This window comes from Aquimarina sp. MMG016, from assembly GCF_018100805.1.
In the GTDB taxonomy this organism is placed as follows: Bacteria; Bacteroidota; Bacteroidia; order Flavobacteriales; family Flavobacteriaceae; genus Aquimarina.
The window spans coordinates 145,747-170,562 of sequence record NZ_JAGJEA010000001.1; the positions used below are offsets into that span (position 1 = coordinate 145,747).

The window sequence follows — 24,816 nt, forward strand, 5'->3', positions numbered from 1 at the left end:
ATGAATCCTCAAACCGTTTTATTATATGATGGAAGTTTTGATGGGTTTTTATGCTGCGTTTTTATGGTATATGATCTAAAAATATCATACCCTAACATTAAAAAAGAATCTCAAAAAGACAATCAATTATTTTCTACAACAGAACTTGTTATCACAGAAAAACACAAGGCACAACGTGTATGGAAAGGATTTAAACTAAAAACCTCTTCTAATCAGCAAAGAGAGCTTTTTAAAGCATTTTTAAGCGAAATCAAAGGTGTAGAAAACACTCTTTTAAGCTATATGCAAACCATTTTTACCAAAGAAACGAACAGGAATATAGATTTTAGTAATAAAGATATTCTAAAAATTAGCCAAGTAGGTCGAATGGTGGGTCGAGAAAAACATAGAATGGAAGCATTTGTACGTTTTCAACTAACTACAGACAATTTATATGTGGCTACAGTAGAACCTGATTTTAATGTATTACCCCTTATTATAAGTCATTTTAAGGACAGATATGCAGATCAAAAATGGCTAATCTATGATGTAAAACGAAATTATGGTATCTATTATGATCTAAAAACAGTAGAAGTTATAGTTATTGAAAACTTTACCAAAGTTAGTTCAGGTATATATGCCGAGAATGAAAAAGACTTTCAAAAACTATGGAGCGCTTATTATCATAATGTAAATATTAAGTCTAGAAAAAACATTAAACTTCATAAACAACACCTTCCAAAACGTTATTGGAAATATCTTATAGAAAAAATACAATTATGAAATAAAGTATGTATTTTAACGTTTTAATATCCAATAACTAATCTATCAATTATGAAAAAGTTTTTTTTAGGAGCTCTAGCTCTAATGTTTTTAACGGTTATTTCTTGTAAACAAGCTTCAGAAAAGACTGAAGAAACTGCTGAAGAAGTAGAAGAAGTTGCTGAGAAAGTAGCTGAAAAAGCAGAAGAAGTTGCTAAAAAAGTAGAAGAAGTTGCCGAAAACGGTATACCTAACTTTAGTGACTCTGCTGTCCAAGAGTATGTAAATGCATACGAAGAGTATCTTACTGAATACGAAAAAATCGTAGAAAGTAAAGATATGACTGCATTTGCTGGACTTAGCACAAAAGGTCAAGAGCTAGCAACTAAAGCTCAGGAGATTTCAGGAAAATTAACTGGAGAAGATGCTCAAAAATGGACTGAATATATGACTGAGAAGTCTAAGAAAATTCAGGAATTAACTGCTAAAATGACTCAGCAGTAATATCCATAGGAATTATCAAGTCATAACAGACTTAAACAAAACCATACGTCCTTGGCGTATGGTTTTTATTTTTTATTGCATCCATGCTACCTTTTCGTCAATAGAGCTACGTTTAGAATCAGGTATTTCTTCATCAAGAGTATAGGTTCCTAAATAGAAAAACCCTAAACATCGCTCTCCCTCATCAAATTCAAAAAAGTCATCCATATAATTAATCAAGTTAGGACTACTCCAATAACATCCAATTTGATTTGCTGTGCAGGTAAGCCACATATTCTGAACTGCCATTGCAGTAGAAGCTATTTCCTCCCACTCAGGAATACGTTCCTTTAGGTCACGTTGCATACATATCGCAATAATTGCACTAGCAGATTTACAATTATCAATTATTTTTTTATACTTGAAAGGAGAAAACTTTTCATCAGAAGTAATATCTGTATAAGTATCCGATAAAAACTTTCCTAATTTATCTTTAGCTTCTCCCTGAATAACCTTAAATCTCCAAGGTTCGGTTAATTTATGAGTAGGGGCATAATTCGCATTTTCTAATAACACTTTGATAAATTCCTTAGCAATAGGTTTACCATTATATTGTGCTGGAAAAACCGATCTTCTCTTTCTTATAACTTCGTTAATATTCATAATTGACTATCTAATTTCCTTATTTGTTGTAAAGTTATTATTATTACAAAGACTAAGAACACTTGAAAAGTTAATTTATAAAGCATTTTGAACCCGGAAATTCGTCTTCATACTCTAGAACAACTTGACAATTTATCCCTTTCAGGAAAAGTTCTACAAAACACCTTATCAAGTCTAAAATTAATTAATTCTATTTTTGGAAATCACAGGCAACTTAGTAAAGCCGTACTAAAATATTGCAAAGCACAGCCTAATAATAAACATATTCATATTGTAGATCTAGGATGTGGTGGTGGAGATTGTATTTATAAGATTTCATCAAAACTAAAAAAACATAATATAAATGTAACTTTTACAGGTATAGATGGTAATCCTAACAGCATCGCATATGCTTCCCAAAATAATCCGGATCCAAAACATATTAATTTTATTACAAAAAATATACTAAGCAATGATTTTATGATACCGCAATGTGACCTAATCATCAGCAGTCATTTTATGTATCACTTTACGAATCAGGGTTTACATATTTTTTTGGATAAATTAAAATCAGAAAAGATAAAACATGTTATTTTTAGTGAATTAAGAAGGAGTAAAATACCATACTATCTTTTTAGAATATCCAGCTTTACATTACCGATATCGGAAATAGCAAAAAAAGATGGGTTAATAGCGATTCAAAGAGCTTTTACTGATGACGAATTAAAAAATATCATACAAAAAAGTAATATCTCAAAATATGAAATTATTAAGAAGCCTTGGTTTCGTATGATTGTTAAAATAGCCGCATAAATGAAAGAAATTGTATTAACAAACCTAAGCAAACTCAAAGAGACTCCAAAAACCTTGATTATTACATATGTTATAATTTATTTTCTGTGGGGGCTCGGTATGAATCAATTTGGTGCCGAAATGGAAATCGCTAGATTTACCTATTGGTGGCAGGTTATCACTTGTTATATTCTCTATATGGTTCCTATTTCGATAATGCTTAGAGAATACAATTTCTTTGATCAATATGCCTACGGACTAGTTGCGATGGGAATTTTGGAGTTTTTAGGGTATTGGATACAATCATCATATGTCTATCCAAATAATATTCTTGATCAATTTTTTAATCCTCAAAACTTTAGTTTAGGAATGGCTTTGTTTTTTGCGATCTATTTCCCGGCTGGAAATTGGTTAGTAACAAAAATCCATGGATTAATTTTTGGCCAAAAAAAGATAAGTACTACCTAGCCACCAAAATGAACTGCTGTTTACCTTGTTTTTTGACCCTATAGGTGTCTTCTATTCTACCGGAACCTTTTAGGTCCAGAGAATCTGCTACATAAGCAATCCAATCTTGTCGATGTACAATAGCATTATCTAATATCACATCAGAAAGATCTGTATCAATTAATTTGGTACCCCAAAGTTTTGCTTCAGAAAGATCTGCATCGGATAAATCTGCACCCGATAAATTAGCATTAGTTAAATCGGCTCCAGCTAACTCAGCGTTATTTAAGTTAGCTCTAATTAATCTAGACCTTTTTAGATTGGCATCCGAAAGATTAACCTTATGCATTTCAGCTTCTCTAAGCTCGCTACTCTCTAGATTTACTGCAGGTATATTAGCTTCGGTAAGGTCTGAGTGATTTAAACGAGCGTACTTTAAGTACAATCCTCTTCCCAAGGTTACTCCTTTTAAATCGCTGTATTCAAAATCTCCTGCATAAAAAACGTCACTCAAAGATTGTTCCCCTAGGTCGCTCTTAACTAAACTATATAATAATTGACCTCGTTCAGGACTAATCTTCTTTTTAATAAGCTTACCCTCTTCACTATATCTATATGGTTTCATTGCGAGAGAAAGACTTACTATCCTTGCTTGTAATGTATTACTTATGTTATTCTTAGAATTAACGCCTTTATACTTCAGTTCTTCATTTAGATCTCCTAAAACATTATCCATTACAAAAACCAATGATGATCTACGCTGTGATTCTACCAAATCACTTTGATTGGTTACTAAATCATTTTGATTCTTTAGTAATAATGTTTGAACAACAAGTATCGTAGATGGTAATACCGCAAAGAAAAACGCAAACAACCCAATACGGGTAATTCTCCAAATAATATTTGAAGACACATCAGATACTGTATCTACAGACACCGTCTTATATTCTTTATACTCAGTAATAGCACTATTAATACTTCTTTTAAGACGATTGCCCAGAATTGGAGTACTGGATTTTTTTAATAACCACCAGCGAAACTTTCTTTTTTTCTGTTTCCCTTTATTTATCTTATCTAGTTGGTCTTGTAGAAGCTTATTTTCCCTTTTCAGACGATCAATATGTTCTTGCTCATTCACTTTTAAATAGATTTGGAATATAAACGGTTAATATATAAAAGTTATTATAGCAAAAAAAATAGTCCTTCTAATTGATCGAAGAACTATTCACATTTAAAATGTTTTACTTTCTTTAGCGCAAATACTTAGAAATATCATCTACAATATGTTCTATTATAGAAATTTTCTCCTCTTCGTCTATACTGTTTATCGTTTTATACAAAACCTGGATATATGCTAAAACATAATCACGTTTCTTACTATCGTCAACATAATCTTTTCCTTCAGTTACGATAAAAGTAACTAGATTATGTATAATCAATTTTATATCAGAAACATCCAGACCTTCTTTCATAACAAAATATCTATCAAATAAAACATTAAAAGAATATGACTGAAATTATGATTCCATCCTTATTAAAGAACAAAATGTAATTTATTAAAAAGGTTAATCTTCGATTAAAGTATTCTTTTACCGATAAAAACATAATAAACAAATCATCATCAGGTTTTAATACTGATCTTAGAATCATAGATTTTAGTTTATTTTGTTAAATCACTAAAACGTTTTCGTGCCATTCTAACTATACTGAATACTAGATCATGCTTAAGTTTTAAAGAATTAAACAAGATATTATTGCCTTTTGGACTTAGATAAACTTTATCCTATCATTTTTACAATTCACTAATTTTTTGTTAAATTCATATTATTTTAATAAAAAACAAGGTTTAAAAATTATTATTATCTAATATTAGAAATCACTCAAAACAAAAGTTTATCTCTTAAAAATCTGTTTATAAACCCCAGCTTGATAACCCATAAGTATTATAGATAAACATGTCATTATCCTCAAACATAAAAGCACGATATTTTAAGATTGTATTTTATTTTCTAATTTTTCCTTTATCATCTGTTTTAACTCAGGAACAATGGAAAAAGGTTTCTGAAGTACGAAATTATTCTAATAATGATATTGGAAAAGCAGCTCCAAAAACATTTGATATTACTCAGGATACGCAAGGTTTACTATACTTTGCTAACGAGTATGGTTTATTGGAATATACTGGTAATTCCTGGAAAATATTACTACAACCACAGAATCGCTCATCTATCAATTCTTTATTATCCTATGGCTCTAGGATATATATAGGGAGTAATAATGAGATAGGTTATACTCAAAAAAACAACTTTGATCAGATTTATTACAACTCTTTAAACTCCATATTACCCGAATCATGTATGGATTTTTCGCAAGTATGGGGAGTTTTTGAAATTCAAAATAATATTTACTTCTGTACTGATAATTTCTTTATCAAATATGATATCTCCAAAAACACCATAAAATGTATCCATAATGACAAAGGGGCTAAATATGCCACCAAAATTAATAACACTGTTTACTTTATTGATAATTCGAATAGTATAAGTATAATTATTGATGATCAAACATCAAGAATATTTTCTTCGACGTATACCATAGAACGTATTCTTCCATATAATAAAAACTCCTTTTTAGTTTTCACTCATAAAAATGGAATTCATGTATTAGAAAACAATACGCTCCAACCATGGGGAAATAGAGAAAATTTTGATTTCCTGAACACCAATATATCATCTGCAATAGTATTACCTAATGGAGTCTATTGTGTAGGGACGACTAATAATGGACTATTATTCATTGATAAAAAAGGCAAGGTATTACAAAAACTAAATAGAGACAATGAGTTGTTAAGTAATAATGTTATCGATTTATTTTTAGATGAATCCGAAAACCTATGGGTAACATTAGAAGGAAGTATTAGTTATATAGAACTAAAATCACCATTCTATACCTTATCAGAAAATGATGGTATTTATGGAACTACTTATGATACTAAAAAAATTAAAGACACGGTGTATGTAGCTACATCTAATGGACTTTATTATAATAAATGGCCAATATCAAACTATGAAGATAAGTTTAAACGAGTAGAAGGTATTGAAGGCCAAATATGGAACTTATCAATTATAGATGATGAATTGTTTATTGGGTCTCACAATGGATCTTTCGTTATAAAAAATAATAAAGCCACTCCTATTAGTCAGGTTAGTGGTGGATGGAATTTTATAAAGCTTCCTAGTCAAGAAAATCTTTTACTTCAGGGTACATATAATGGAATTATCATCTATGAAAAAGAAGATGAAACTTGGAACGTAAGAAATAAAATTAAGGGTTTTGATGAAACTGCACGTGAAGTTACTATTGATAAAAATAATAACATATGGATATCTCACGGCTATAAAGGTGTTTACAGGTTAGAAATCAACTCAGACTATACCGAAGTAACAAAAACTACTCTTTATGATCAACAGAAAGGGTTTCCTAGCAATCTATTTATTAGTCTGTTGAATATAGATGACATTCAATTATTTGGTACACAATTAGGAGTATATAACTATAATCAAAAAACAGATTCAATGGTAGTTAATAGTAAATACACCAGTATACTCACCAATCATAACCTTGTCAGAAGATTACAAAATATTGCAGATAACAAGGTGCTTTTTGTTCAAGGGTATGACAGAGATGATGATATCGGAATTATTGACTTTAAAGCAAATGGTTCCCATTCAATCCAAAGAGTACCATTCCAAAGATTAAAAACTCAACTCATACCTGCTTTTGAAAAATTTATAGAATTTAACAATGGAGACTTGGGGTTTACTTCAAAAAACGGATTGATTGTATACCGTAAAGACTTTAATTCTAATAGTAATAAGGAATTCAATACTTTACTCAGAAATATCAAAATCAAAGACTCCATTGTTTATGGTAATGTAGAAAATTATGCTACTGGCATCCGAAAAGATTCAGTACCGAAACCAATCCCTTTTCACTTGAACAAATTAAGTTTTTCATTTGCTTCTCTATTTTATGAATCCCCTAATTCGGTACAATACCAAACCTATCTCGAAGGACTTGATGAAGACTGGAGTAATTGGGGAACAGAAGTGCAAAAAGAATATAATTTCTTGCCAGCTGGGTCATATACTTTTAAGGTTAGAGCAAAAAACATTTATAATAAAATTGGTAAAGAAGCTTCATATAAATTTCAGATTAGTCCTCCTTGGTATAAATCTTTTCCCATGTATTTTGTGTATGGAATCCTGACTATATTGATAATTTATTCCATTTTACGAATTAAAAATGAACAACGAAGAAAAGGTATTGAAAAACTAAAAATTGCTCATCAAAAGGAAATTGAACTTCAGGAAATCAAATTTGAAGAAAAACGTTTGAAAGCCAAAAATGATAAAATAAAAAAACACAATAAGCTTCTTAAAGAAAATCTAGAATCCAGAAACAAAGAATTAGCTTCTTCAGCCATGCAAATGGTACAGATGGACAACCAGTTGTTACAAATGAAAAAATCTCTGGATGAAATTTATCCAGACTCTAACGGAGAAATCAGAAAGCATCTAAGAAGTGTTATAAAATCTCTGGAGGATCAAATTAATGGTGATAGTAATTGGAAACATTTTGAAACTCATTTTAATCAAATCCACGATAATTCCCTAGAAAGAATAAAAGACGAATATCCTGATTTAAATCATAGAGAACTTAGGCTTTGTGCATATCTAAAATTAAATCTTTCTAGCAAAGAAATTGCACCGCTAATGGGAATTTCTTATAGAGGAGTCGAATCCTTACGCTTTAGATTAAGAAAAAAAATGAATCTAGACACCTCCATAAATCTTACCGATTATATTATACGTTTCTAAACAAAAAACTTCTAATTCAAATCTAAAACATTAAAAATGCATTTTTGCGTAGTAAAAATGTAGTCAACTGGTGTTTCTAAAGTATTCTATTTATTTAGTTTCTAATAAATGAGCCATAATTTTATTGTGTCGTCAAAAAATCGATCATTTATCTGAATTAATACCAATTAAAACTCAATATTATGTTTAGGCCTACCAAACTAAAAAGCGTACTACTTTTATCTAGTTTTCTACTATTTGGGTACGCAAATTTATCCTCACAAAGTACCATCCCAGGAAAATTTGCTCCTACTAATGGCAAAACTATGTTGATCATAGGTCAGGATCTAGGTTCTGTAGCTGGTTATGTAAATAGCGGAAGGTTTCCAACACCAGCTGGAGTAACCATGTACACAGATATATACTCTATGGCAGGACTTAATAGCATTACTAATTATGGTGCTGGAGATATAGGTTCCCAAGCTGCATTGGATAGGTTTCCTAATTCTGTACTTGCCATTGGGTTATGGATGGTAGAAGAAGCTGATGGCCAGGGTGAAGATCATCCAAACGGTCTAACCGAAATTGTAAATGGTCAACACGACAATGAACTGGATAAATTTGCTGCTTTTGCCAAAAAAAATGCTCCTCGGCCAATTTATCTAAGAATCGGATATGAATTTGATGGGCCTTGGAACAATTATGATGCTAATAAATACAAAAACGCATATCGATATATTGTTGATTATCTGAATCAAGAGCAGGTGAGCAACGTAGCTTACGTATGGCAATCTGCAACTTGGGGGGCTACTCCTGCTAACGGAATAGACAATTATTATCCCGGAAATCAATACGTTGACTATGTAGGACTCTCTTTTTTCTTTTATGATGCTAATTTTAACGGAAACAACTTAGATTACATATTAAATTTTGCCAGAACTAGAAACAAACCTATAATGATGGCAGAAGTTTCTGCACAGTATCATGAATTTGATCAAGGAACATTCCATCCATTTGACAACCCTGGATCACCACAACAGATAGGTGGTCAAGGGATATGGAATCAATTCTTCAGAGATCAGCTTATTCCCTTTATCGATGATAACAGAGATGTAATTCGGTCTGTAGCTTATATTAATGCTGATTGGCAATCTCAACCTCAGTGGAGATGGCCAGATGCTGGTAACGGTTTCTGGGGAGACACCAGAATTGAAGCCAATAATACAATTTCTAACAGCTGGAATAATTATATCAACAATGGGAATTTTCTTCACGGTGGGCCTAATCTTTTAAATGACCTTGGGATCACTAGTGGACCTCCTACTCCAACTTGTAATGACGGCATACAAAATGGCGATGAAACCGGAGTAGATTGCGGGGGCAGCTGTTCGCCATGCACAACAACTCCAACTTGTAACGATGGCATCCAAAATGGTAATGAGACAGGGGTTGATTGTGGTGGAACCTGTGCTCCTTGTCCAACACCTGATGGTGATGTAACTGTAAAAATTGAGGCTGAGGCCGGAACCCTTTCTGGTCAAGCACAATATTATAGTGATGGAGCCGCCAGTGGTGGAAATGGAGTTGCATATTTAGATGGTACCGGAAATGGGTTTACTATTTCTAGTAGCCCTAAAGCTGAAAAGGTAGAATTAATTTACACCTCTCAAAACTCCGGAAAAATTTCAATTGAAGTTAATGGACAAGATGTAGGAGACCTTAATTTCACATCAAACGGTAGTTGGGTAGGATCATATACCACAGCAACAATTAATATAAATATTCCTTCTGGAGCTTCATTTAAAGTAGTTAACAAAAATGGAGATGTAGCACTAAACGTGGATTATCTAAATTTTATAACAACTGGAACTACTAACCCCGGGATATGTACAGGAGATGATATCCCAACCGCAACAGTAAGCAAAACTAACGAAAGTTCCCAGGGAGCAAATGATGGCAGTATAACCTTTAGTTTTCCAAATACTGCAAACCGAACAAATATAGAATTTAGTATTGATGGAGGCTCTACATACCCATATAACGTCCCTGACAATAGTGGATCGACTACAGTGTCTAATTTATCACCTGGAACTTACCAACTATATGTACGATGGGGTAATAATGAATGTCCCCAAGATCTCGGAGTAGTAACTATAAATGCCGGTAACGGTGGAGGTGGCACTGACTGTTCTGGAAATTGCCCTGATGGTTTTACATTTTTTGCTTGTGATAGATGCTGGGTTGATGAAGCTCAGGCTCAATCAGCAGGTTGCACAGAAACCTGTAATGACCCCTCGCCAACTTGCGACGATGGTATACAAAACGGAGACGAAACAGGAATAGATTGTGGTGGTGACTGCGAACCTTGCATTACTCCTCCGACTTGCGATGATGGTATCCAAAATGGGGATGAAACTGGTGTAGATTGTGGTGGGTCTTGTACTAACAGCTGTGATACCGGAGGATGCTCAGAGTGTATAAATTTTGAACAAACTGACACTTCTTCTTTTTCTAATCAAGATAATGCAGCTAATATTTCTATTCGAGATGGAGGAACTACCGCAGTTCTTACAGATAATACCTGGAGAAGAACAAATACAAAATATACTATTACTGCAAACACCATTTTAGAATTTGAATTTCAAAGCACTTCTCAAGGTGAAATACACGGAATAGGCTTTGATAGTGATAACTCATTAACCTCATCTCAGATATTCCAAGTGTATGGAACACAAAACTGGGGTAATCGTGATTTTGATAACTATACTCCTAGCGGTTATGTATCATTCAGTATTCCTATTGGTGATTATTATACAGGCGATGATATGTATCTGGTATTGGTAAATGATTTTGATAATGGATCTGGTAATACTAGTTATTTTAGAAATGTAAGAATTATAGATAATACCAGTACTCCAACTTGTAATGATGGCATTCAGAATGGAGATGAAACAGGGGTAGATTGTGGTGGTAGTTGTCAACCTTGTGCACCAAGTAGCAACCTTAGTGCTAAACTTCTTCCTCCTAACGATAAAATTTTACTAACTCTAGGACAGGATCTTAAAACAGTAAAAGATTATAATGATGGTGGTGTGCGAGATCGTGGATTCCCAGAAATGGGTGGAACAACTACCTATATTGCTTTTTATAGTTTATTGGACACCCAGTTTCCGCAATATGGTGCTCTTGGAGAAACTGCTAATGGAGGAACAGCAACACATGGTAATGGTTCTACGATTGATGTAGATTGGGGAGCAGGTCCGCTAAATGCTCGTAGTTCTATCTTAGCATACCCAAACTCTAGTTTATCTATTGGGTTAAGTATGACAGAAGGAGAAGCTACTGCTGATGGAGTTAACTACTGGTGTCAAGGTTGTCTTGCGCAAGTAGGACAAGGGCAGTGGGATAATCATATTAAAAGATTAGCTTCCTTCTGCAAAAAATATAGCGACAGAGCCATTTATCTCAGAATAGCATACGAATTCGATGGTAACTGGAATGTTGGTTATGAAAACAGAAGTAATTATATCAATGCTTATAAACGTGTAGTTGATGTTATGAGAGCAGAAGGTGTAACCAATGTTGCTTATGTATGGCAATCTTCAGCTTCTCCTATTGATGATGTATTAGATATTCAGTTTGGAGAAGGTAATTTTGGAGATATACAAAGCTGGTATCCAGGCGATGATTATGTAGACTGGATGGGGATATCTTGGTTCGTAACTCCTGATGAAGGCACGACCGTATTACCCGGAATTCCCACTCAAAGAGAAAAAGCTAATGAGGTAGTATCCTTTGCACGAAGCAAAAACAAACCGGTGTATATTGCAGAATCTACACCGCAAGGCTATGATCTTGTAAACACAACCGATTGTAACATTTCTAATGTATGGGATGGCACTGCTGCTCAAGGTTGTATAAGCATGTCTGCAGGTCAGATCTGGAATGAGTGGTTTGCTCCTTTCTTTGAGTATATATACAATAATAAGGATGTTATCAGACAAGTACATTATATTAACGCTAATTGGGAAGATGATACCGCATTATTCGGACAAGGAAATAGGGCAAATGGATATTGGGGTCGAGCCGGTGTTCATGTAAATACTACAATTGCCAATAACTGGAACACAGAAGTTAGCAAACCCGTATGGTTACACGGTAGTAGTAATCTTAACAGTCAATTATTACAATCGCGATTCTCTGCAAGTAACCAATTGATTAAAAACAATGTTGCGGAAATATCAATATACCCTAACCCTTCATCAGGAATGTTTACTATAAAAAGTGAAAATGTTTCTAGAATATTGATTAGTGACCTTAACGGAAGGATTATTAAATCTATCCCGATGGATTCTTCTGATGAAGAAATCAAAATAGATATCAATGAAGTTGAAAAAGGAATGTATTTAATAACCACATTAAATAAGGGGAAGTCCAAAAGCGTAGAACGATTAATTATTAACTAAAAAGAAAGCCAAACTCAACTATGCTATTTTAAAAGTGTTTTATGGTTTATATTAATCTGCACGAAAGGGGTCTTGATATTATTTCAAGGCCCTTTTCAATTATAATGTAATGAAGAAATCTTTTTAAGAGTTATGGTCGATATTAGCCTTCTTCTTTAGATAAGGTAATAGCTTTTCATAAACTGGTATAAATACCTTTTCTTTAATATTTTCAACATCCTGAGGATAATAGACCTTGTTAACTTCATATCTCGCACTACCAGATAGATAGAACATATGTAACATTTTAAATTCTACTACTTCCTTTATATTCTCACCCAGGTTTTCGCATCCAAAAATTTGGGGAGTATTAGGTGTCGATTCTAATATTGTATTTACCTCTGCATCTTCTTGAGCCAGATCATTTAATACCTGAAGCAATACCAATTCATACAAATCTCCAGCTCCCAGACTCCAGTCTGTTTTTGGTTTTTCTTCTTTAGCCAGAGTACTTAGAGAAAAAGCCTCTTTTGTATCTATTCCTAAAACTCGTAACATACTATCAATATCATTCCCTGAACTTCCATAACTGCTAATCAATATTTCTAAATCTTCTTTTTCTTGATCACTTAAAATACCATTAACCATATATTCATACCCTAGCAGTAACAATTCTTCTCTAATGGCTAGATATTTTTTTGGATTTTCTTTTTTCATTCGTATAAAAACTCCTTTTGCAGTAGCAGTACCTATGGCCATATTAGAAATGAGTAACTCAGCTCCAAAAGCATTATTAGCAATACGTCGAATACCCCCAGACTTTAACTCTTGATCAGTCCAAGTAAGAAAATCGAATCGATCAGAAAATGTTTTACCCTCTATGATCTCTCTCATTCTTAATACGTGTTTATAGGACAAAGCTTCACCATTAGGCCCTGCTGCCTCATTATCTCCAAAAACTCCCGGCCAATCCATATTTGTGCCCCAGACAGGCCTAGGCTTATCTCCGTGACATCTAATACAAGATTCTGGGTTAGTATGAAGTTTAGGTTTTTTATCAGTGAAATCGAATTGTGAGAACTCCCAAACACCGGTTTCATCATCTAACTCCGCAACATCTAATAGATCATATTTAGGATCATCTGCTTTAGTACTAATATTTGCTAAAAACTTACCATCTGGACCAAATAAAACAATTCTAGGAAACTTTAAATTTGACTGCCCTTCTCCTTTAGTAGTCTCTACTAAAGAAAAATTATTTCTATAATGCTCAGGAAGATTATTTAGTAATTCAGTAATTGTTATAATATTATTTTCGTCAATAAACTTCTTTACCCCTTTAATAGTCATCTCTGGTTCTCCAACTTTAGCAACTGGATCCAAGCTATTCAATTTTACAATAACATCATTTACGGTTTTAGGACAAATCAGCTTTCCGCTAACTTCTCCTCCTGTACTGACATATTTTTTTAACCCTAATTGTACTTCAGAATACTTTTTTACGTTCGTTTCAGAGTTACAATTTAACAAGAATGTAAGAAGGAACAATGATACTAAACTATTTGACACTGATCTCATTTATCGTATGTTTTTAGCAAAAAAACAGTTTTTAATTTAAAAAAAATGCTGTAAAACTGCGTTTTAACCAAAATGCGTGGTAAAAGTGTAGCGACAAAGAACTGCTAAAGTATTATTAATTGTTAATTGCAGAAGTTTTTTATTGAAATTAGCTCAAACGTTATAGTCATAAACTATTACGGCCAAAAATAAACGAATTTTTTAGTAAACATTAAAAATTGATAGAAATGAAACGTGTACTTAATCTAACCGTTTTCTCAGCGCTACTATTATTAGTCTCAATGGTAGTTTCTTGCGAAAATGAAGAAATTTTACTAGATACATCAGTATCTAAAGTTATTAATTCCGAAGGAAAAGCCAGTTGCCCTAGCTCTCACCCATATGAAGCCTGTGGAAGATGTTGGGCTGATGCTAACCAAGCTCAATCTGGTGGTTGTGGTGATACAGGTGGTAATACTGGTGGAGGAAACGATAATGGAGGGAATCAAAATAACAATTGTCCTTCTTCTCACCCTTATTCTGCATGTGGTCAGTGTTGGGCAGATGCTAATCAGGCTCAATCCGGTGGTTGTAATGAAGATGGAAACGGCAACGGAAATGATGGCGGAGATGATAATGGCGGTGGAAACGACGGTGGAGGAACACCTTGTGGTGATTACAACTACAACCCCAACAATTTGGCTTGTGTAACTGTTGTCGCTAACGGGAGTGGATGTATGAACAGTGATGGCCTATTTGTAAGTTCTAAAGGAGTTGTTAGTAACCCTTGTAACACAAAAGAAGCTGTTCTAGATATTGAAAGAAATTTAGGTATCAATATTGACGATCAATTTATTGCTCAATGTGGTTATCAAGGAAATGTTCCATCTATTAACCCTACGATGACAAAAAGTGATTTCCTTATATATATGAAAGCACTATTCATAAATATTAATATTAATGGTAAAACAGGTGATGAATTTGCTATTGAATTCACAAATTTACTTGACACTAATAATGATGGTATTTTAACAAGAAATGAAGCTAGTCAAGCTAAAGGTTCTGACCCTCGTCAAATTTTAAACCTTGAACCAATCTTTACCATCAATGGTGGACTTGCTACAGATGATGTATTAGCATATGTTGGATTATACCTAGGTGATGGTGCACTAGATAAATATGCAGGAGACTTACCTCAGCTAGTTCAAGACAATATGGCAAACTTTACTAGAACTTGGCAACCTGGTGTAAACGCAGCATCCCAGAGATATAACTCAAATAAATAATAATTTACAGTAAGTGAAGTAATTATTTATTGGGTATAATTTGCCCTGAAATTTGCAAAAGGGTTTGATAAACATTGTCTATCAAACCCTTTTCTTCAAATTATATTTTGGCATGAAAAAAAAGAAAAGAATAACTTTAAAAGATATAGCTAATGAATTTGGCGTTTCTATTGCCACGGTTTCTAAAGCATTAAATGATAGTTATGAAATCAGTATTAAAACTAAAGAGAAAATTCAGAAATATGCCAAAGAACATCATTACAAACCTAATAGTATTGCTTTAAATCTACAGAATAGAAAAACCAAAACTATTGGAGTTATTATTCCTAACATCCTGAACCATTTTTTTACTAAAGTATTTGTTGGTATAGAAAAAGTGGCTACCGAAAAAGGTTACAACCTTATTACTTGTATTTCTAACGAATCTCACGAAAAAGAAGTAAGTGCTATGGAACTTCTTAAAAATTCTGTGCTGGATGGATTTATTCTTTCTATAGCAGAAGAGACTCAAATTAAGCAAAACTTCAGTCATTTTCAGAATGCAATTAATCAAGGAATTCCTATGGTTATGTTTGATCGAGTAACAGAAGAAATTGAATGTGATAAAGTCATCGTTAATGATAAAGAAGGAGCTTATAATGCAACTAATCATTTCATTGAAAGCGGTTGTAAAAATATAGCTATAGTTTCTACAATACATAATTTAAGCGTTGGTAAACTACGTTTAGAAGGTTATAAGAAAGCTTTAAAAGAAGCCGATATACCTATTGACGATGCATTAATTCTAAAAGTTAATGGGTTTAATGATATAGACACATCACTAAAAATTTTATTGGGATCAAGAAAGGTAGATGCGATGTTATGTCTAGAAGAAGATTCTGCTATAAGTACATTGACTATGGTAAAATCCCAGGGATATAACGTTCCTGAAGATATTTCTATAATTGGTTTTACCAATGGTGTTTTACCAAGATATGTAACTCCTGCTATTACTACTATTAGTCAACACGGAATCTATTTAGGAGAGACAGCTACAAAAATGCTCATAGAAAGAATTGAGCAGGAAGAATCTGAAACTTCGCATACCACTAAAGTTATAAAGACAAATCTTATAGAAAGAGAAACTACTATATCGTTACCATATTAATCCAGGTAACAGAACTTAATTATAGTTTTATTCTCATACAATTCTCCAGCTTTTAAAAGAGCGGATGGAAAATGAGTCTGATTAGGTGCGTCAGGGTAATTCTGAGTTTCGAAACATATTGCAGGAAATCTGTTATACTCTGCACCTTTTCTATAATTACAATCCGGAAATTTTTCTGGAGTATATATAACTATTGCTGGTTGATTAGTATGAACTTCCATCTTGATACCACTTTCCATAGAAGTAATAGCGGCTGCTTTGTTATTTTTTTCAGAATTAATAATTAGAGTATCATCTATAATTCCTGATTCACTAAGTTTAATTAGCTTTTGGGGATCTAAATAATCATACTTTGTCCCTTTAACAGGTAATATCTTTCCTGTTGGTAGTTGTTTTTCATTTACCTCAAGGTAGTCTGTACAATTTAGATGAAGAGTATGATCTGTAATTGTATTTTTGCCATTAAGGTTATAATATGTATGATTTGTAAGATTCACCACGGTATCTTCATCAGAAACTGCTTGATAAGTAATTTTTAACTCATTCGCAGTAGTCAATTGATACGTTACCTTAACCCTAAGGTTCCCAGGGTATCCTTCTTCCATATGCTCACTTAGATAGGAAAGGGAAACTAATAATTCATCCTCGTCGATATAATCAATATCCCATACTCTTTCATCAAAACCTTTTCTACCTCCATGTAAATGTACCCCGTCTTCATGGTAAAGTGGATAATCTACATTGTTAATATTAATCTTTTCATTAGAAATTCTACCTGCATATCTTCCTATAGAAGCTCCTAAAAACTTAGATTCCTTAGTTTTAGATTTTTCTATATAATCTTGCAACGAATCAAATCCAACTACAACATTAAGAAGATCACCATTCTTCTTAGGAATTTCTAGGCTCATAACTGTTGCAGCAAAATTGGTGATGCATAATCTTGCCCCGTTATCATTTTTCAGATATAGTATGATTAATTCTTTTTGGTGATGAAAACCAAAGGATTTTTGTTTTACTTTTCGTTTAAATGTCTTCAAAATACTTTTCTTTATTTAGCTTCTCTCCATAATTTATCATACAAATCAGGAGAAGACTTAATATATTTAGGATCTGATGTAATCTTTTTCCAGCGATCACTTATAGAATCACTTAACTGTAATCTTGCATCAATTTTCTTAAAAGTTGGATTATCAAACCACATAGGATGTGAATCCCAATGACAATTGATATAGTGAACAGCTTTTACAACATCTTGGTTTTCATCAATAGTTTTAAAGAAAGGAATAAACCACTTTTGCCAAGCTTCCTCAGCCTGTTCAGGGTTACTTAGCTGTGTTTCTATGGTATTTCCTGTTGTTTTGGCATCCACATCAGAGATGGTTGGAGAAGCTTCAGCTATAAATACAGGTTTTCCTTTTTTACGCGCAAATTCAATCATTTTTTGGTCTTCCCAACGGTTAAAAAATGAAAAACCTAACCAATCCACATAATCATCACCAGGATACCAAGATTCTAGTTGCCCTTCCTCTGGAGACATAAACCCTGTGGATTGCCAGACAAAAGCTGTATTAGTTACTCCTTTAGCTCTAATCATATCTACCATTCTCTTGTATGCTTTTATAGTACTTTCCTGATCATAATGATTCCAGGGTTCTCCATCGAACTCATAAGCGATACGAAGAAATACAGGCCTTCTTCCTAAAGTCAGTAAAAAATCTGCTAGTTTATTGATGTATTTATCATGTGTTCCATCAGCCACTTTTTCTTCATGATTTACAAACTGAAGCCCAATTGCCAAAGCCATATCTTTATAATCATCATCCGCCAATTGTAGACTTACATTATAATCGTTATCACCCCAATCATGGGTTTCCCATATACCATCCAGACCTTCTTGAATTCTTCCAAAGGAATCTTCTCCCGGATTTATATTAGTATATGTAGTCCAACCAGCAGGTCTATCAAAATGATCTAAATACCCATCATTATATTTCTCTAATCCACCAACAGCCTCAAGCTCCTGACCTACAAAAAGTATCACTTTTCCTTCTTCAGGTTCAAACTTGGCTAGTTTTCTTTTTGGTGTTTCTACTTCTTCTTTTTTAATTTCTTGAACAGAAGTGATTTTTGGTGTTACTTTATTTTTACAACCTAAAACACTTAGAAATGTCAATCCTAAGATTATCTTTTTATACATAATCATCTATCTTTTTTAGTCTATCTCCTTATATTCAAACCAATCAAAATCTGCATGTTTTCTGTTATATGCCAAATCCTGACAACACATTCCTACAAACATTCCTGTAAATGCTGGCCTATATCGCTCATCACGATCTCTCACATAATCATCTGATAAAATACTAGCATCTAGCATTTCTCCTATCGTATAGAATTTATCTCCTCTATCAACACTATAATAGAACTGTAATATATTTTGATCTAAAATTCCTTTCAAAACAATACTATCTTGACCTGTTATATCAACTTCCTGAACCTGTTCGGACATCTCAAAATAGTCTGATGAAATGATTCTCAATAACTTTGTTGTTCCTTTGTAATTAGAGGTTACATGTAGATAATGATAATGACCTGTATTGTAATAAAATACCAATCCTGCCATTTCGAGAATATCTTTTGGATCAAACTCAATTGAAGTTGATGCTTCAACCTTAAAATGTTGCACTCGCCTGGCAACTAAAGCTTGTTTATGTGTGGAACTAAGACTCTCTTTTCCTTTAAGCCTAAGAAATCCTTTTCTTTCTTTTAGACTTATCCAGCTTTCTTCTTTAGGAATCCGTAAAGACTGAAAATCCAAGCTTAACGCTTCTGCATCAAAATCATTTCGCTCATCAGGTTTTTTAAATGTAAAATCCTCTACGTCTAATCCTGGAACTTCTAACCGTGGTAACTTTGATCCACTTTTAAGGTACGGCCAACCATTGGCTTTCCATTCTATTTCTTCAATAGCGGTTTCCCTGCCTAGAATACATCTTCCTCGCTCTGTTAGAGGCCTACCCACTAAAAACACAAAATACCATTGTCCATCCGATGTTTCTACGAAATCTCCATGCCCTGATTTCTGAAGTCCGTGTGATGGAGCATCAGAACAACTAATAATAGAGGTATCAGGGTGTAACTCGTATGGTCCTAATAAGGACTTTGATCTGGCTATGGACTCTGCATGACCATATTCTGTACCGCCTTCAGCAAGTAATAAATAATAATAATCGTCTCTTTTAAAAATATGCGGCCCTTCAGTACAACCTAATGATGTCCCCGAATGTAAATAGTGTACTTCTCCTACTAACTGCTTTCGATCAACATCATACTCTTGTAATTCGATGCCTCCAAAGAATTTACCTTTTCGGTGGTCAACAAGCATATTCAAAAAGTACTTTTTCCCATCACTATCATGAAACATAGACCCATCAAATCCCCTGGAACTTAAATAAATCGGTTCTGACCATTCTCCGGTAATATCATCTGATGTCACCAGATAATTGGGTGTGTCTTTCCATACTCCATCAAAAGACCTGACATTAGAATATACCAAGTAAAAGGTTCCATTATCATAAGATAAGCACGGTGCCCAGACTCCGCAAGAATCCGGATTACCTTTCATATCTAGCTGAGATAATCGATTAAGAGGTTGAGCAATAACCTTCCAGTTCTTGAGGTCTCTTGAGTGATGTATTTGCACTCCTGGAAACCACTCAAACGTAGAAGTAGCAATATAATAGTCTTCTCCAACCCTAATAATCGATGGATCAGGGTTAAAACCTTTTAATATTGGGTTCTGAATCATACTCATTCGCTTGTAATGACATCTTTTTCTAACTGTTCTAATGATTTTCCTTTGGTTTCCGGTAATACTTTTAGTAACACAAAGAAACCTACCAGTGCAATTGCTCCAAATATGAAGAAACTCATAGCATTCCCTAAATTCGATAACTCCCAAGGAAATACCTGCTGTACAAACCAACTCGCAAGCCCATTTATAAAGCCTATTACTCCAATGGCCAACCCTTTATATTTATTAGGATATAACTCTGACAACATTACCCACATTACAGGCCCTAATGAAAATGCAAAACATGCTATGAATCCTAAAATACCAATCAGCACTAATGTAGCATTCATTGAAGTAGCAGCTTCCAAAATGGCACCTTCATTTTTAGCATACGTCTGCGCTCCAAGAGCGGATTTCATATCATTTTTAAAATCCAGATCATTGTCATAAATCTTTCCTGAAAGTGTTTCTAACTTTGTTTTATCTGCAATTTCAAATTGTACAATTTCTTCTGAAGTTAATTCATAAGTTGCCTGATTAAATCCGTAGGCACATAGCAATAGGCTAACTGCAATACCTGCCATACCTATCAACATTAGTGGTCTCCTTCCTATTTTATCAATTAAAAAGATTGCTACTATGGTAAAAAGAACTGTCGTCAAACTTAACAATACTCCTGAAGCAAATGAGGCATCAGTTCCAATTCCTGTTTGCTTAAATATAGAAGTGGCATAAAAATATATAGCGTTGATTCCTGTTACCTGTTGCAAAACACCTATTACTAATCCTACAATAGCTATAAAACGTAAAGCCGGTTTCAGAAATTCTTTTAGTGTAACTTTTGGTTTATTCTTTTGTTCTTCATTAAAACTTTTAATTGAACTTATTTCGATCTCTGCTCTGGCTTTGCCATGTAAACCAATGAGTACTTTTTCTGCTTCTGAGGTTTTTCCCTTTAAATACAACCACCTGGGACCCTTTGGAACAAAAAACATAAGTATAAAATAAAGAATAGCCGGAATTAACTCAACACCCAGCATCCATCTCCAAACATTTTCATCATTTAGGAACGTGCTTTCTCCCGAAGAATTAGCGCTATTAAAATAATAGTTACTTAAAAAAGCGGCAAAAAACCCAAGTACAATGTTTAATTGCTGTATAGAAACTAGCTTTCCTCTGTTTTCGGCTGTAGAAATTTCTGCGATATATAAAGGTGCCAAAATAAGAGCCGCACCAAAGGCCAATCCGCCTATCATTCGGGCTATATATAACATTTCATAGGATGAAGCGTATGCCGATAAAACTGCTGATAAAGCATATAAAAAGGCAACAACTATCAGTATTCGTTTCCTACCCACATAATCACTTAATGAACCAGCAAATATCATAGCAAACATTGCCATAAAAGAAGGCGAGCTTACTGCCCAGCCCACCTGCATATCATCAAGGTTAAACTCTGGACCTGCATAAGACATCACTCCAGAAATAATACCTGCATCAAAGCCAAATAAAAAACCGCCTAAGGAAACTACAAATGCTACAAATACTGATTTTCTCATATACTAATCTAAATTATATTCTATTTTCCTTCGGAAATTTTAATCCTGTTTGATTTCTAACCTCATCCACAATTTTAATTAGATCAAGGCTGTTTTGGTGTGACCAAATTTCGCTTTCTGTTTTTTGATCTCTAATGCATTGATGACATTCTTCAATTTCATATGTAAATCCTTTTCCTTTAGTAGGAAATTGATAATCTACTTTATGATTATTTTTAATAACTGAATAGGATTGTGTTTCATGCCAAATGGAATTCAGACAAATTCTTCCTTCGGTTCCACTGATCGTGGCTACCATATTAGATGAAGATACAAAGCTGCTATGTAAAACTGCCTGAGCATTTTGATACTGTAAAATCATGGAGGTTTGTTTATCCGCTCCTGATTCATAAAAATTAGCAGAAGCTAGCACTTTATCAGGTGATCCTAAAATAACATAGGCCAAAAATAATGGATATACCCCCATATCTAAAAGTGAACCCCCTCCGGTTTTTATGTCTATTATTCTTCCTTGAGGAGTGCCTACATTAAAAGCAAAATCAGCATTAATATATTTAACCTCTCCTATTTCCCGATTGTTAATCTTTAGCAGGGTCTGCCGTACAGACGGATTAAAACGTGTCCAACAGGCTTCCATAAAAAACTTGTTATTTGCTCTGGAAGCCTCTACCATTCGTATGGCTTCTTTATAGTTAAGTGCTATTGGTTTTTCACACAGTACATGTTTTCCGTGTTCCAAACACCTTATGGTCAAATCTGCATGAGAATCGTGTGGAGTAGCAATATATATAATATCAATATCTGTATCCGCCATTAACTCATCATATGATCCGTAAGCTTTTGAAGCTTCATATTGCTTTGCAAAGTTTTGGGATTTTTCTAAAGTTCTGGAACCCACTGCTAGCAATTTGGAATCAGAAACCAATGCAAGATCTTTTGCAAACTGATGTGCAATGTTGCCTAAACCAATGATCCCCCAATGTATTTTTCTTAATTCCTTCATTAACCTAATTAATTTTTAACCAAAAATGGAATATTTCCTCCTCCTGCTTTGCCTTTATTATCATATATGTATACAAAAATTCGGTATTCTCCCTCTGAGGGAGTTACAAACGTAAAACCTCCTTTTTGCTTATCTAAAACCTCTACAGTAACCGATGGAGGCTCTATTTCCATTTCTCCCCCTTGACTTCTAGTGATTACTTCTTTAGAAATTACCCATTTATACACCAATGTATCATTATCCGGTTCTGAAGCAAAAACTTGTGCTGTATACTTTTGGTTTGGCATTAAGGATACATTCTCGATTGCTTTTTTACCATCCAGCAATAAAGAATCTACTCTAGGGGCCCGGTTTTCGGGATGCTTTCCAGTCCATAGTTTGGTTAGGTTGTCTATGGTTTCTGTTTTACTTCCGTCTTTATGAAACATCCCGTACCAGGTTGGTGTACGTTCTTGTTTTTGACCCCACTCGAAGGCAAAACCTCCTAGACATTTCCCCGACTTATTATTTAAAAGACCTTTTTGTATTCGATGTAAAATACCATCAGCCTTGGGCCCACTAACTTCTTCAATTTCTCTATTCCAAGATGTTTTTGGCATTTCCCAAAATCCCCTGGGTCCAAATTCGGTAACCATATATGGTTTTTGAATGCCTGTATTATTCATACGCTCCTCCACATTTTCTAAATCACCATAAACCTGAACTGATACTATATCCATCTGCGGACAACGCTCTAAAGCTGATTTTAGATGTTCATCGATCACTCCTGCAAATGTTAATGTTACCGGATGATTTGGATCTTCCTGATGTATATAATCCACAATATCTGCCATCGCATCATATACCTTAGGGTTCACAAGCTTTAATGATCCGTCTTCATTGAACAACAAATTCAACTCATTACCAACTACCCAACACAATACATTAGGATGATTCTTATATTTTTTAATGATTTTTTTTACTTTTTCGAATTGTTGAGCAACAGCTTCAGTATCATTGTAGTCAAAACCATATAATTCTTTTCCGATACTGATGCCCATAGCTACCATGAAATTATATTTTTTGGCCGCAGTTAGCTCTTCCTCAGCATTTTTTACAGTCCAAGTTCTAAAAGCATTTCCACCTGCATGATGCAAGGCTTCAAAATCATGACCATCAGCATAATTAATACCTACTCCTTTTAATTCTAATTTTTTATCATTTACATAAAAATTATACTGACCATCGATTTCTTTAACCGCTACTTTAGAAGGTGTATTAATGACAATATCCTTTCTTTTCTGAGCTTTAACACAAGAAATAGAAAATATGCAAACAGTTATTAAGGAAATAAAATATCTAAACATTTAGCTACGTTCTTTTATGACCTCACTACTCGAAAATTTATACAGCATATTTCGATACACACAGATGTCTGTTATATCTTCTGGTGTGCCTTTTGGCACTGCTCTAAAATTGGATGAAATCCTATCTTTTTTTACAGGCATCACTTTATGCCAGCAATGTCCATGAAGGAATATTACCGTTCCTTTTTTAGGTCGAAATACTAACTGCCCTTCAATGTCTTCATTAGGGATCCCAGCTGGTAACATTCCTGCTTTATGTGTTTCAGGAAAAATTACTATTTCCCCACCGGTTTCTTCAGTAATATCATGAGTATAGACTAGTCTATTGAGATTATATTTTGTTTTGTTATCTGGTCGACAATCTTGATGCCAAGCCTGACCAATACTTCCTCCTTTAGAAAACATCATCATACAGTATAAGTTTTTCCAACCATCTTTCAGAATTAGATCAGTAATATCATTAAAATGTTTATCCTTATCAATTTCATCAAAATATGGTTTCCCTTCTCTATACGGAAACCAAGGAATCACTTCAACAGCAGATTTGGAGATAAACTCATCCGTATGTTCCCAATCAGGGTTCACACCATAATGATTGAGTATTTTATTGTTATACTTATCCATCAAAGTATCCTCAAAAAAGTTTTCGAAAACGACAAAACCTTTTTTCCAAAATTCTTCAGCTATTAAATGATTGTCCATACCTTTTGTTTGCA

At 33.7% G+C, this 24,816-nt stretch carries 19 protein-coding genes; 8 read left to right on the forward strand and 11 right to left on the reverse strand.

Annotation, left to right across the window (positions count from 1 at the left end; all coding sequences use genetic code 11):
* Both J8M14_RS00615 and J8M14_RS00620 read left to right on the forward strand, forming a co-directional pair.
* Positions 1-762 carry a TIGR03915 family putative DNA repair protein gene (locus tag J8M14_RS00615; RefSeq protein WP_211072408.1) on the forward strand — a complete coding sequence of 254 codons (762 nt, stop codon included), beginning with the start codon at positions 1-3 and terminating at the stop codon, positions 760-762.
* Positions 763-813: 51 nt separating this feature from the next.
* Positions 814-1,245 (forward strand): hypothetical protein, encoded by a 432-nt coding sequence (locus J8M14_RS00620; protein WP_211072409.1) that lies wholly within the window; start codon positions 814-816, stop codon positions 1,243-1,245.
* A 72-nt stretch (positions 1,246-1,317) separates the two neighbouring features.
* Here the strand turns inward: J8M14_RS00620 and J8M14_RS00625 are convergent, their stop codons facing one another.
* Positions 1,318-1,887: a nitroreductase gene (locus J8M14_RS00625; RefSeq protein WP_211072410.1), complete on the reverse strand. Its 570-nt coding sequence runs from the start codon at positions 1,885-1,887 to the stop codon at positions 1,318-1,320.
* Between the two features lie 87 nt (positions 1,888-1,974).
* Here J8M14_RS00625 and J8M14_RS00630 point away from each other — a divergent pair, with 87 nt between their 5' ends.
* Positions 1,975-2,679: a methyltransferase domain-containing protein gene (locus J8M14_RS00630; RefSeq protein ID WP_211072411.1), complete on the forward strand. Its 705-nt coding sequence runs from the start codon at positions 1,975-1,977 to the stop codon at positions 2,677-2,679.
* On the forward strand, positions 2,680-3,126 hold the full coding sequence (locus tag J8M14_RS00635) for a hypothetical protein (protein ID WP_211072412.1): 447 nt from the start codon (positions 2,680-2,682) through the stop codon (positions 3,124-3,126). It begins immediately after the preceding gene.
* Here J8M14_RS00635 and J8M14_RS23350 read toward each other — a convergent pair.
* Positions 3,119-4,243, reverse strand: coding sequence for a pentapeptide repeat-containing protein (locus J8M14_RS23350; RefSeq protein WP_211072413.1), 1,125 nt, complete (start codon positions 4,241-4,243; stop codon positions 3,119-3,121). The genes J8M14_RS00635 and J8M14_RS23350 overlap by 8 nt on opposite strands.
* Positions 4,244-4,355: 112 nt before the next feature.
* The gene (locus tag J8M14_RS00645) at positions 4,356-4,577 is read right to left on the reverse strand and encodes a hypothetical protein (RefSeq protein ID WP_211072414.1); all 222 of its coding nucleotides are present in this window, start codon (positions 4,575-4,577) and stop codon (positions 4,356-4,358) included.
* 483 nt (positions 4,578-5,060) lie between these two features.
* Between J8M14_RS00645 and J8M14_RS00650 the strand changes: the two genes are divergently transcribed.
* Both J8M14_RS00650 and J8M14_RS00655 read left to right on the forward strand, forming a co-directional pair.
* Complete coding sequence (locus J8M14_RS00650; RefSeq protein WP_211072415.1) at positions 5,061-7,985, forward strand: triple tyrosine motif-containing protein; 2,925 nt, start codon at positions 5,061-5,063, stop codon at positions 7,983-7,985.
* 182 nt (positions 7,986-8,167) lie between these two features.
* Positions 8,168-12,430 carry a glycosyl hydrolase gene (locus J8M14_RS00655; RefSeq protein ID WP_211072416.1) on the forward strand — a complete coding sequence of 1,421 codons (4,263 nt, stop codon included), beginning with the start codon at positions 8,168-8,170 and terminating at the stop codon, positions 12,428-12,430.
* Positions 12,431-12,553: 123 nt separating this feature from the next.
* Here the strand turns inward: J8M14_RS00655 and J8M14_RS00660 are convergent, their stop codons facing one another.
* Entirely contained in the window at positions 12,554-13,987 is a 1,434-nt protein-coding gene (locus tag J8M14_RS00660; RefSeq protein WP_211072417.1) for a hypothetical protein, read from the reverse strand.
* A 227-nt stretch (positions 13,988-14,214) separates the two neighbouring features.
* Here J8M14_RS00660 and J8M14_RS00665 point away from each other — a divergent pair, with 227 nt between their 5' ends.
* Together J8M14_RS00665 and J8M14_RS00670 are read left to right on the forward strand one after the other, a co-directional pair.
* Positions 14,215-15,252, forward strand: a complete 1,038-nt coding sequence (locus J8M14_RS00665; RefSeq protein WP_211072418.1) for a hypothetical protein — start codon at positions 14,215-14,217, stop codon at positions 15,250-15,252.
* Positions 15,253-15,364: 112 nt separating this feature from the next.
* On the forward strand, positions 15,365-16,399 hold the full coding sequence (locus tag J8M14_RS00670; protein ID WP_211072419.1) for a LacI family DNA-binding transcriptional regulator: 1,035 nt from the start codon (positions 15,365-15,367) through the stop codon (positions 16,397-16,399).
* Here the strand turns inward: J8M14_RS00670 and J8M14_RS00675 are convergent.
* From J8M14_RS00675 to J8M14_RS00705, 7 genes are read right to left on the reverse strand one after another with little or no spacing between them, the layout of a single operon-like run.
* Entirely contained in the window at positions 16,396-17,439 is a 1,044-nt protein-coding gene (locus J8M14_RS00675; RefSeq protein WP_211072420.1) for an aldose epimerase family protein, read from the reverse strand. The genes J8M14_RS00670 and J8M14_RS00675 overlap by 4 nt on opposite strands.
* 11 nt (positions 17,440-17,450) lie before the next feature.
* Positions 17,451-18,599: a glycosyl hydrolase gene (locus J8M14_RS00680; RefSeq protein WP_211072421.1), complete on the reverse strand. Its 1,149-nt coding sequence runs from the start codon at positions 18,597-18,599 to the stop codon at positions 17,451-17,453.
* Between the two features lie 15 nt (positions 18,600-18,614).
* Positions 18,615-20,207, reverse strand: a complete 1,593-nt coding sequence (locus tag J8M14_RS00685) for a glycoside hydrolase family 43 protein (RefSeq protein WP_247672516.1) — start codon at positions 20,205-20,207, stop codon at positions 18,615-18,617.
* A 2-nt stretch (positions 20,208-20,209) separates the two neighbouring features.
* Complete coding sequence (locus J8M14_RS00690; protein WP_211072423.1) at positions 20,210-21,751, reverse strand: sugar porter family MFS transporter; 1,542 nt, start codon at positions 21,749-21,751, stop codon at positions 20,210-20,212.
* A gap of 13 nt (positions 21,752-21,764) precedes the next feature.
* Positions 21,765-22,754 carry a Gfo/Idh/MocA family oxidoreductase gene (locus tag J8M14_RS00695; protein WP_211072424.1) on the reverse strand — a complete coding sequence of 330 codons (990 nt, stop codon included), beginning with the start codon at positions 22,752-22,754 and terminating at the stop codon, positions 21,765-21,767.
* 8 nt (positions 22,755-22,762) lie between these two features.
* Positions 22,763-24,100, reverse strand: a complete 1,338-nt coding sequence (locus J8M14_RS00700) for a glycoside hydrolase family 2 TIM barrel-domain containing protein (RefSeq protein ID WP_211072425.1) — start codon at positions 24,098-24,100, stop codon at positions 22,763-22,765.
* Positions 24,101-24,802, reverse strand: coding sequence for a 2OG-Fe(II) oxygenase (locus J8M14_RS00705; RefSeq protein ID WP_211072426.1), 702 nt, complete (start codon positions 24,800-24,802; stop codon positions 24,101-24,103). It abuts the gene before it with no gap.
* Positions 24,803-24,816 lie beyond the last annotated feature (14 nt).

Excerpts from the sequence above, each read along its gene's own strand:
- J8M14_RS00645 (WP_211072414.1), bottom strand. The coding sequence starts at position 4,577 with ATGAAAGAAGGTCTGGATGTTTCTGATATAAAATTGATTATACATAAT.
- J8M14_RS00680 (WP_211072421.1), bottom strand. The coding sequence starts at position 18,599 with ATGTATAAAAAGATAATCTTAGGATTGACATTTCTAAGTGTTTTAGGT.
- J8M14_RS00615 (WP_211072408.1), top strand. The coding sequence starts at position 1 with ATGAATCCTCAAACCGTTTTATTATATGATGGAAGTTTTGATGGGTTT.
- J8M14_RS00655 (WP_211072416.1), top strand. The coding sequence starts at position 8,168 with ATGTTTAGGCCTACCAAACTAAAAAGCGTACTACTTTTATCTAGTTTT.
- J8M14_RS00650 (WP_211072415.1), top strand. The coding sequence starts at position 5,061 with ATGTCATTATCCTCAAACATAAAAGCACGATATTTTAAGATTGTATTT.
- J8M14_RS00690 (WP_211072423.1), bottom strand. The coding sequence starts at position 21,751 with ATGAGAAAATCAGTATTTGTAGCATTTGTAGTTTCCTTAGGCGGTTTT.
- J8M14_RS00705 (WP_211072426.1), bottom strand. The coding sequence starts at position 24,802 with ATGGACAATCATTTAATAGCTGAAGAATTTTGGAAAAAAGGTTTTGTC.
- J8M14_RS00620 (WP_211072409.1), top strand. The coding sequence starts at position 814 with ATGAAAAAGTTTTTTTTAGGAGCTCTAGCTCTAATGTTTTTAACGGTT.
- J8M14_RS00670 (WP_211072419.1), top strand. The coding sequence starts at position 15,365 with ATGAAAAAAAAGAAAAGAATAACTTTAAAAGATATAGCTAATGAATTT.
- J8M14_RS00685 (WP_247672516.1), bottom strand. The coding sequence starts at position 20,207 with ATGATTCAGAACCCAATATTAAAAGGTTTTAACCCTGATCCATCGATT.
- J8M14_RS00700 (WP_211072425.1), bottom strand. The coding sequence starts at position 24,100 with ATGTTTAGATATTTTATTTCCTTAATAACTGTTTGCATATTTTCTATT.
- J8M14_RS00695 (WP_211072424.1), bottom strand. The coding sequence starts at position 22,754 with ATGAAGGAATTAAGAAAAATACATTGGGGGATCATTGGTTTAGGCAAC.
- J8M14_RS00660 (WP_211072417.1), bottom strand. The coding sequence starts at position 13,987 with ATGAGATCAGTGTCAAATAGTTTAGTATCATTGTTCCTTCTTACATTC.
- J8M14_RS00625 (WP_211072410.1), bottom strand. The coding sequence starts at position 1,887 with ATGAATATTAACGAAGTTATAAGAAAGAGAAGATCGGTTTTTCCAGCA.
- J8M14_RS00665 (WP_211072418.1), top strand. The coding sequence starts at position 14,215 with ATGAAACGTGTACTTAATCTAACCGTTTTCTCAGCGCTACTATTATTA.
- J8M14_RS00635 (WP_211072412.1), top strand. The coding sequence starts at position 2,680 with ATGAAAGAAATTGTATTAACAAACCTAAGCAAACTCAAAGAGACTCCA.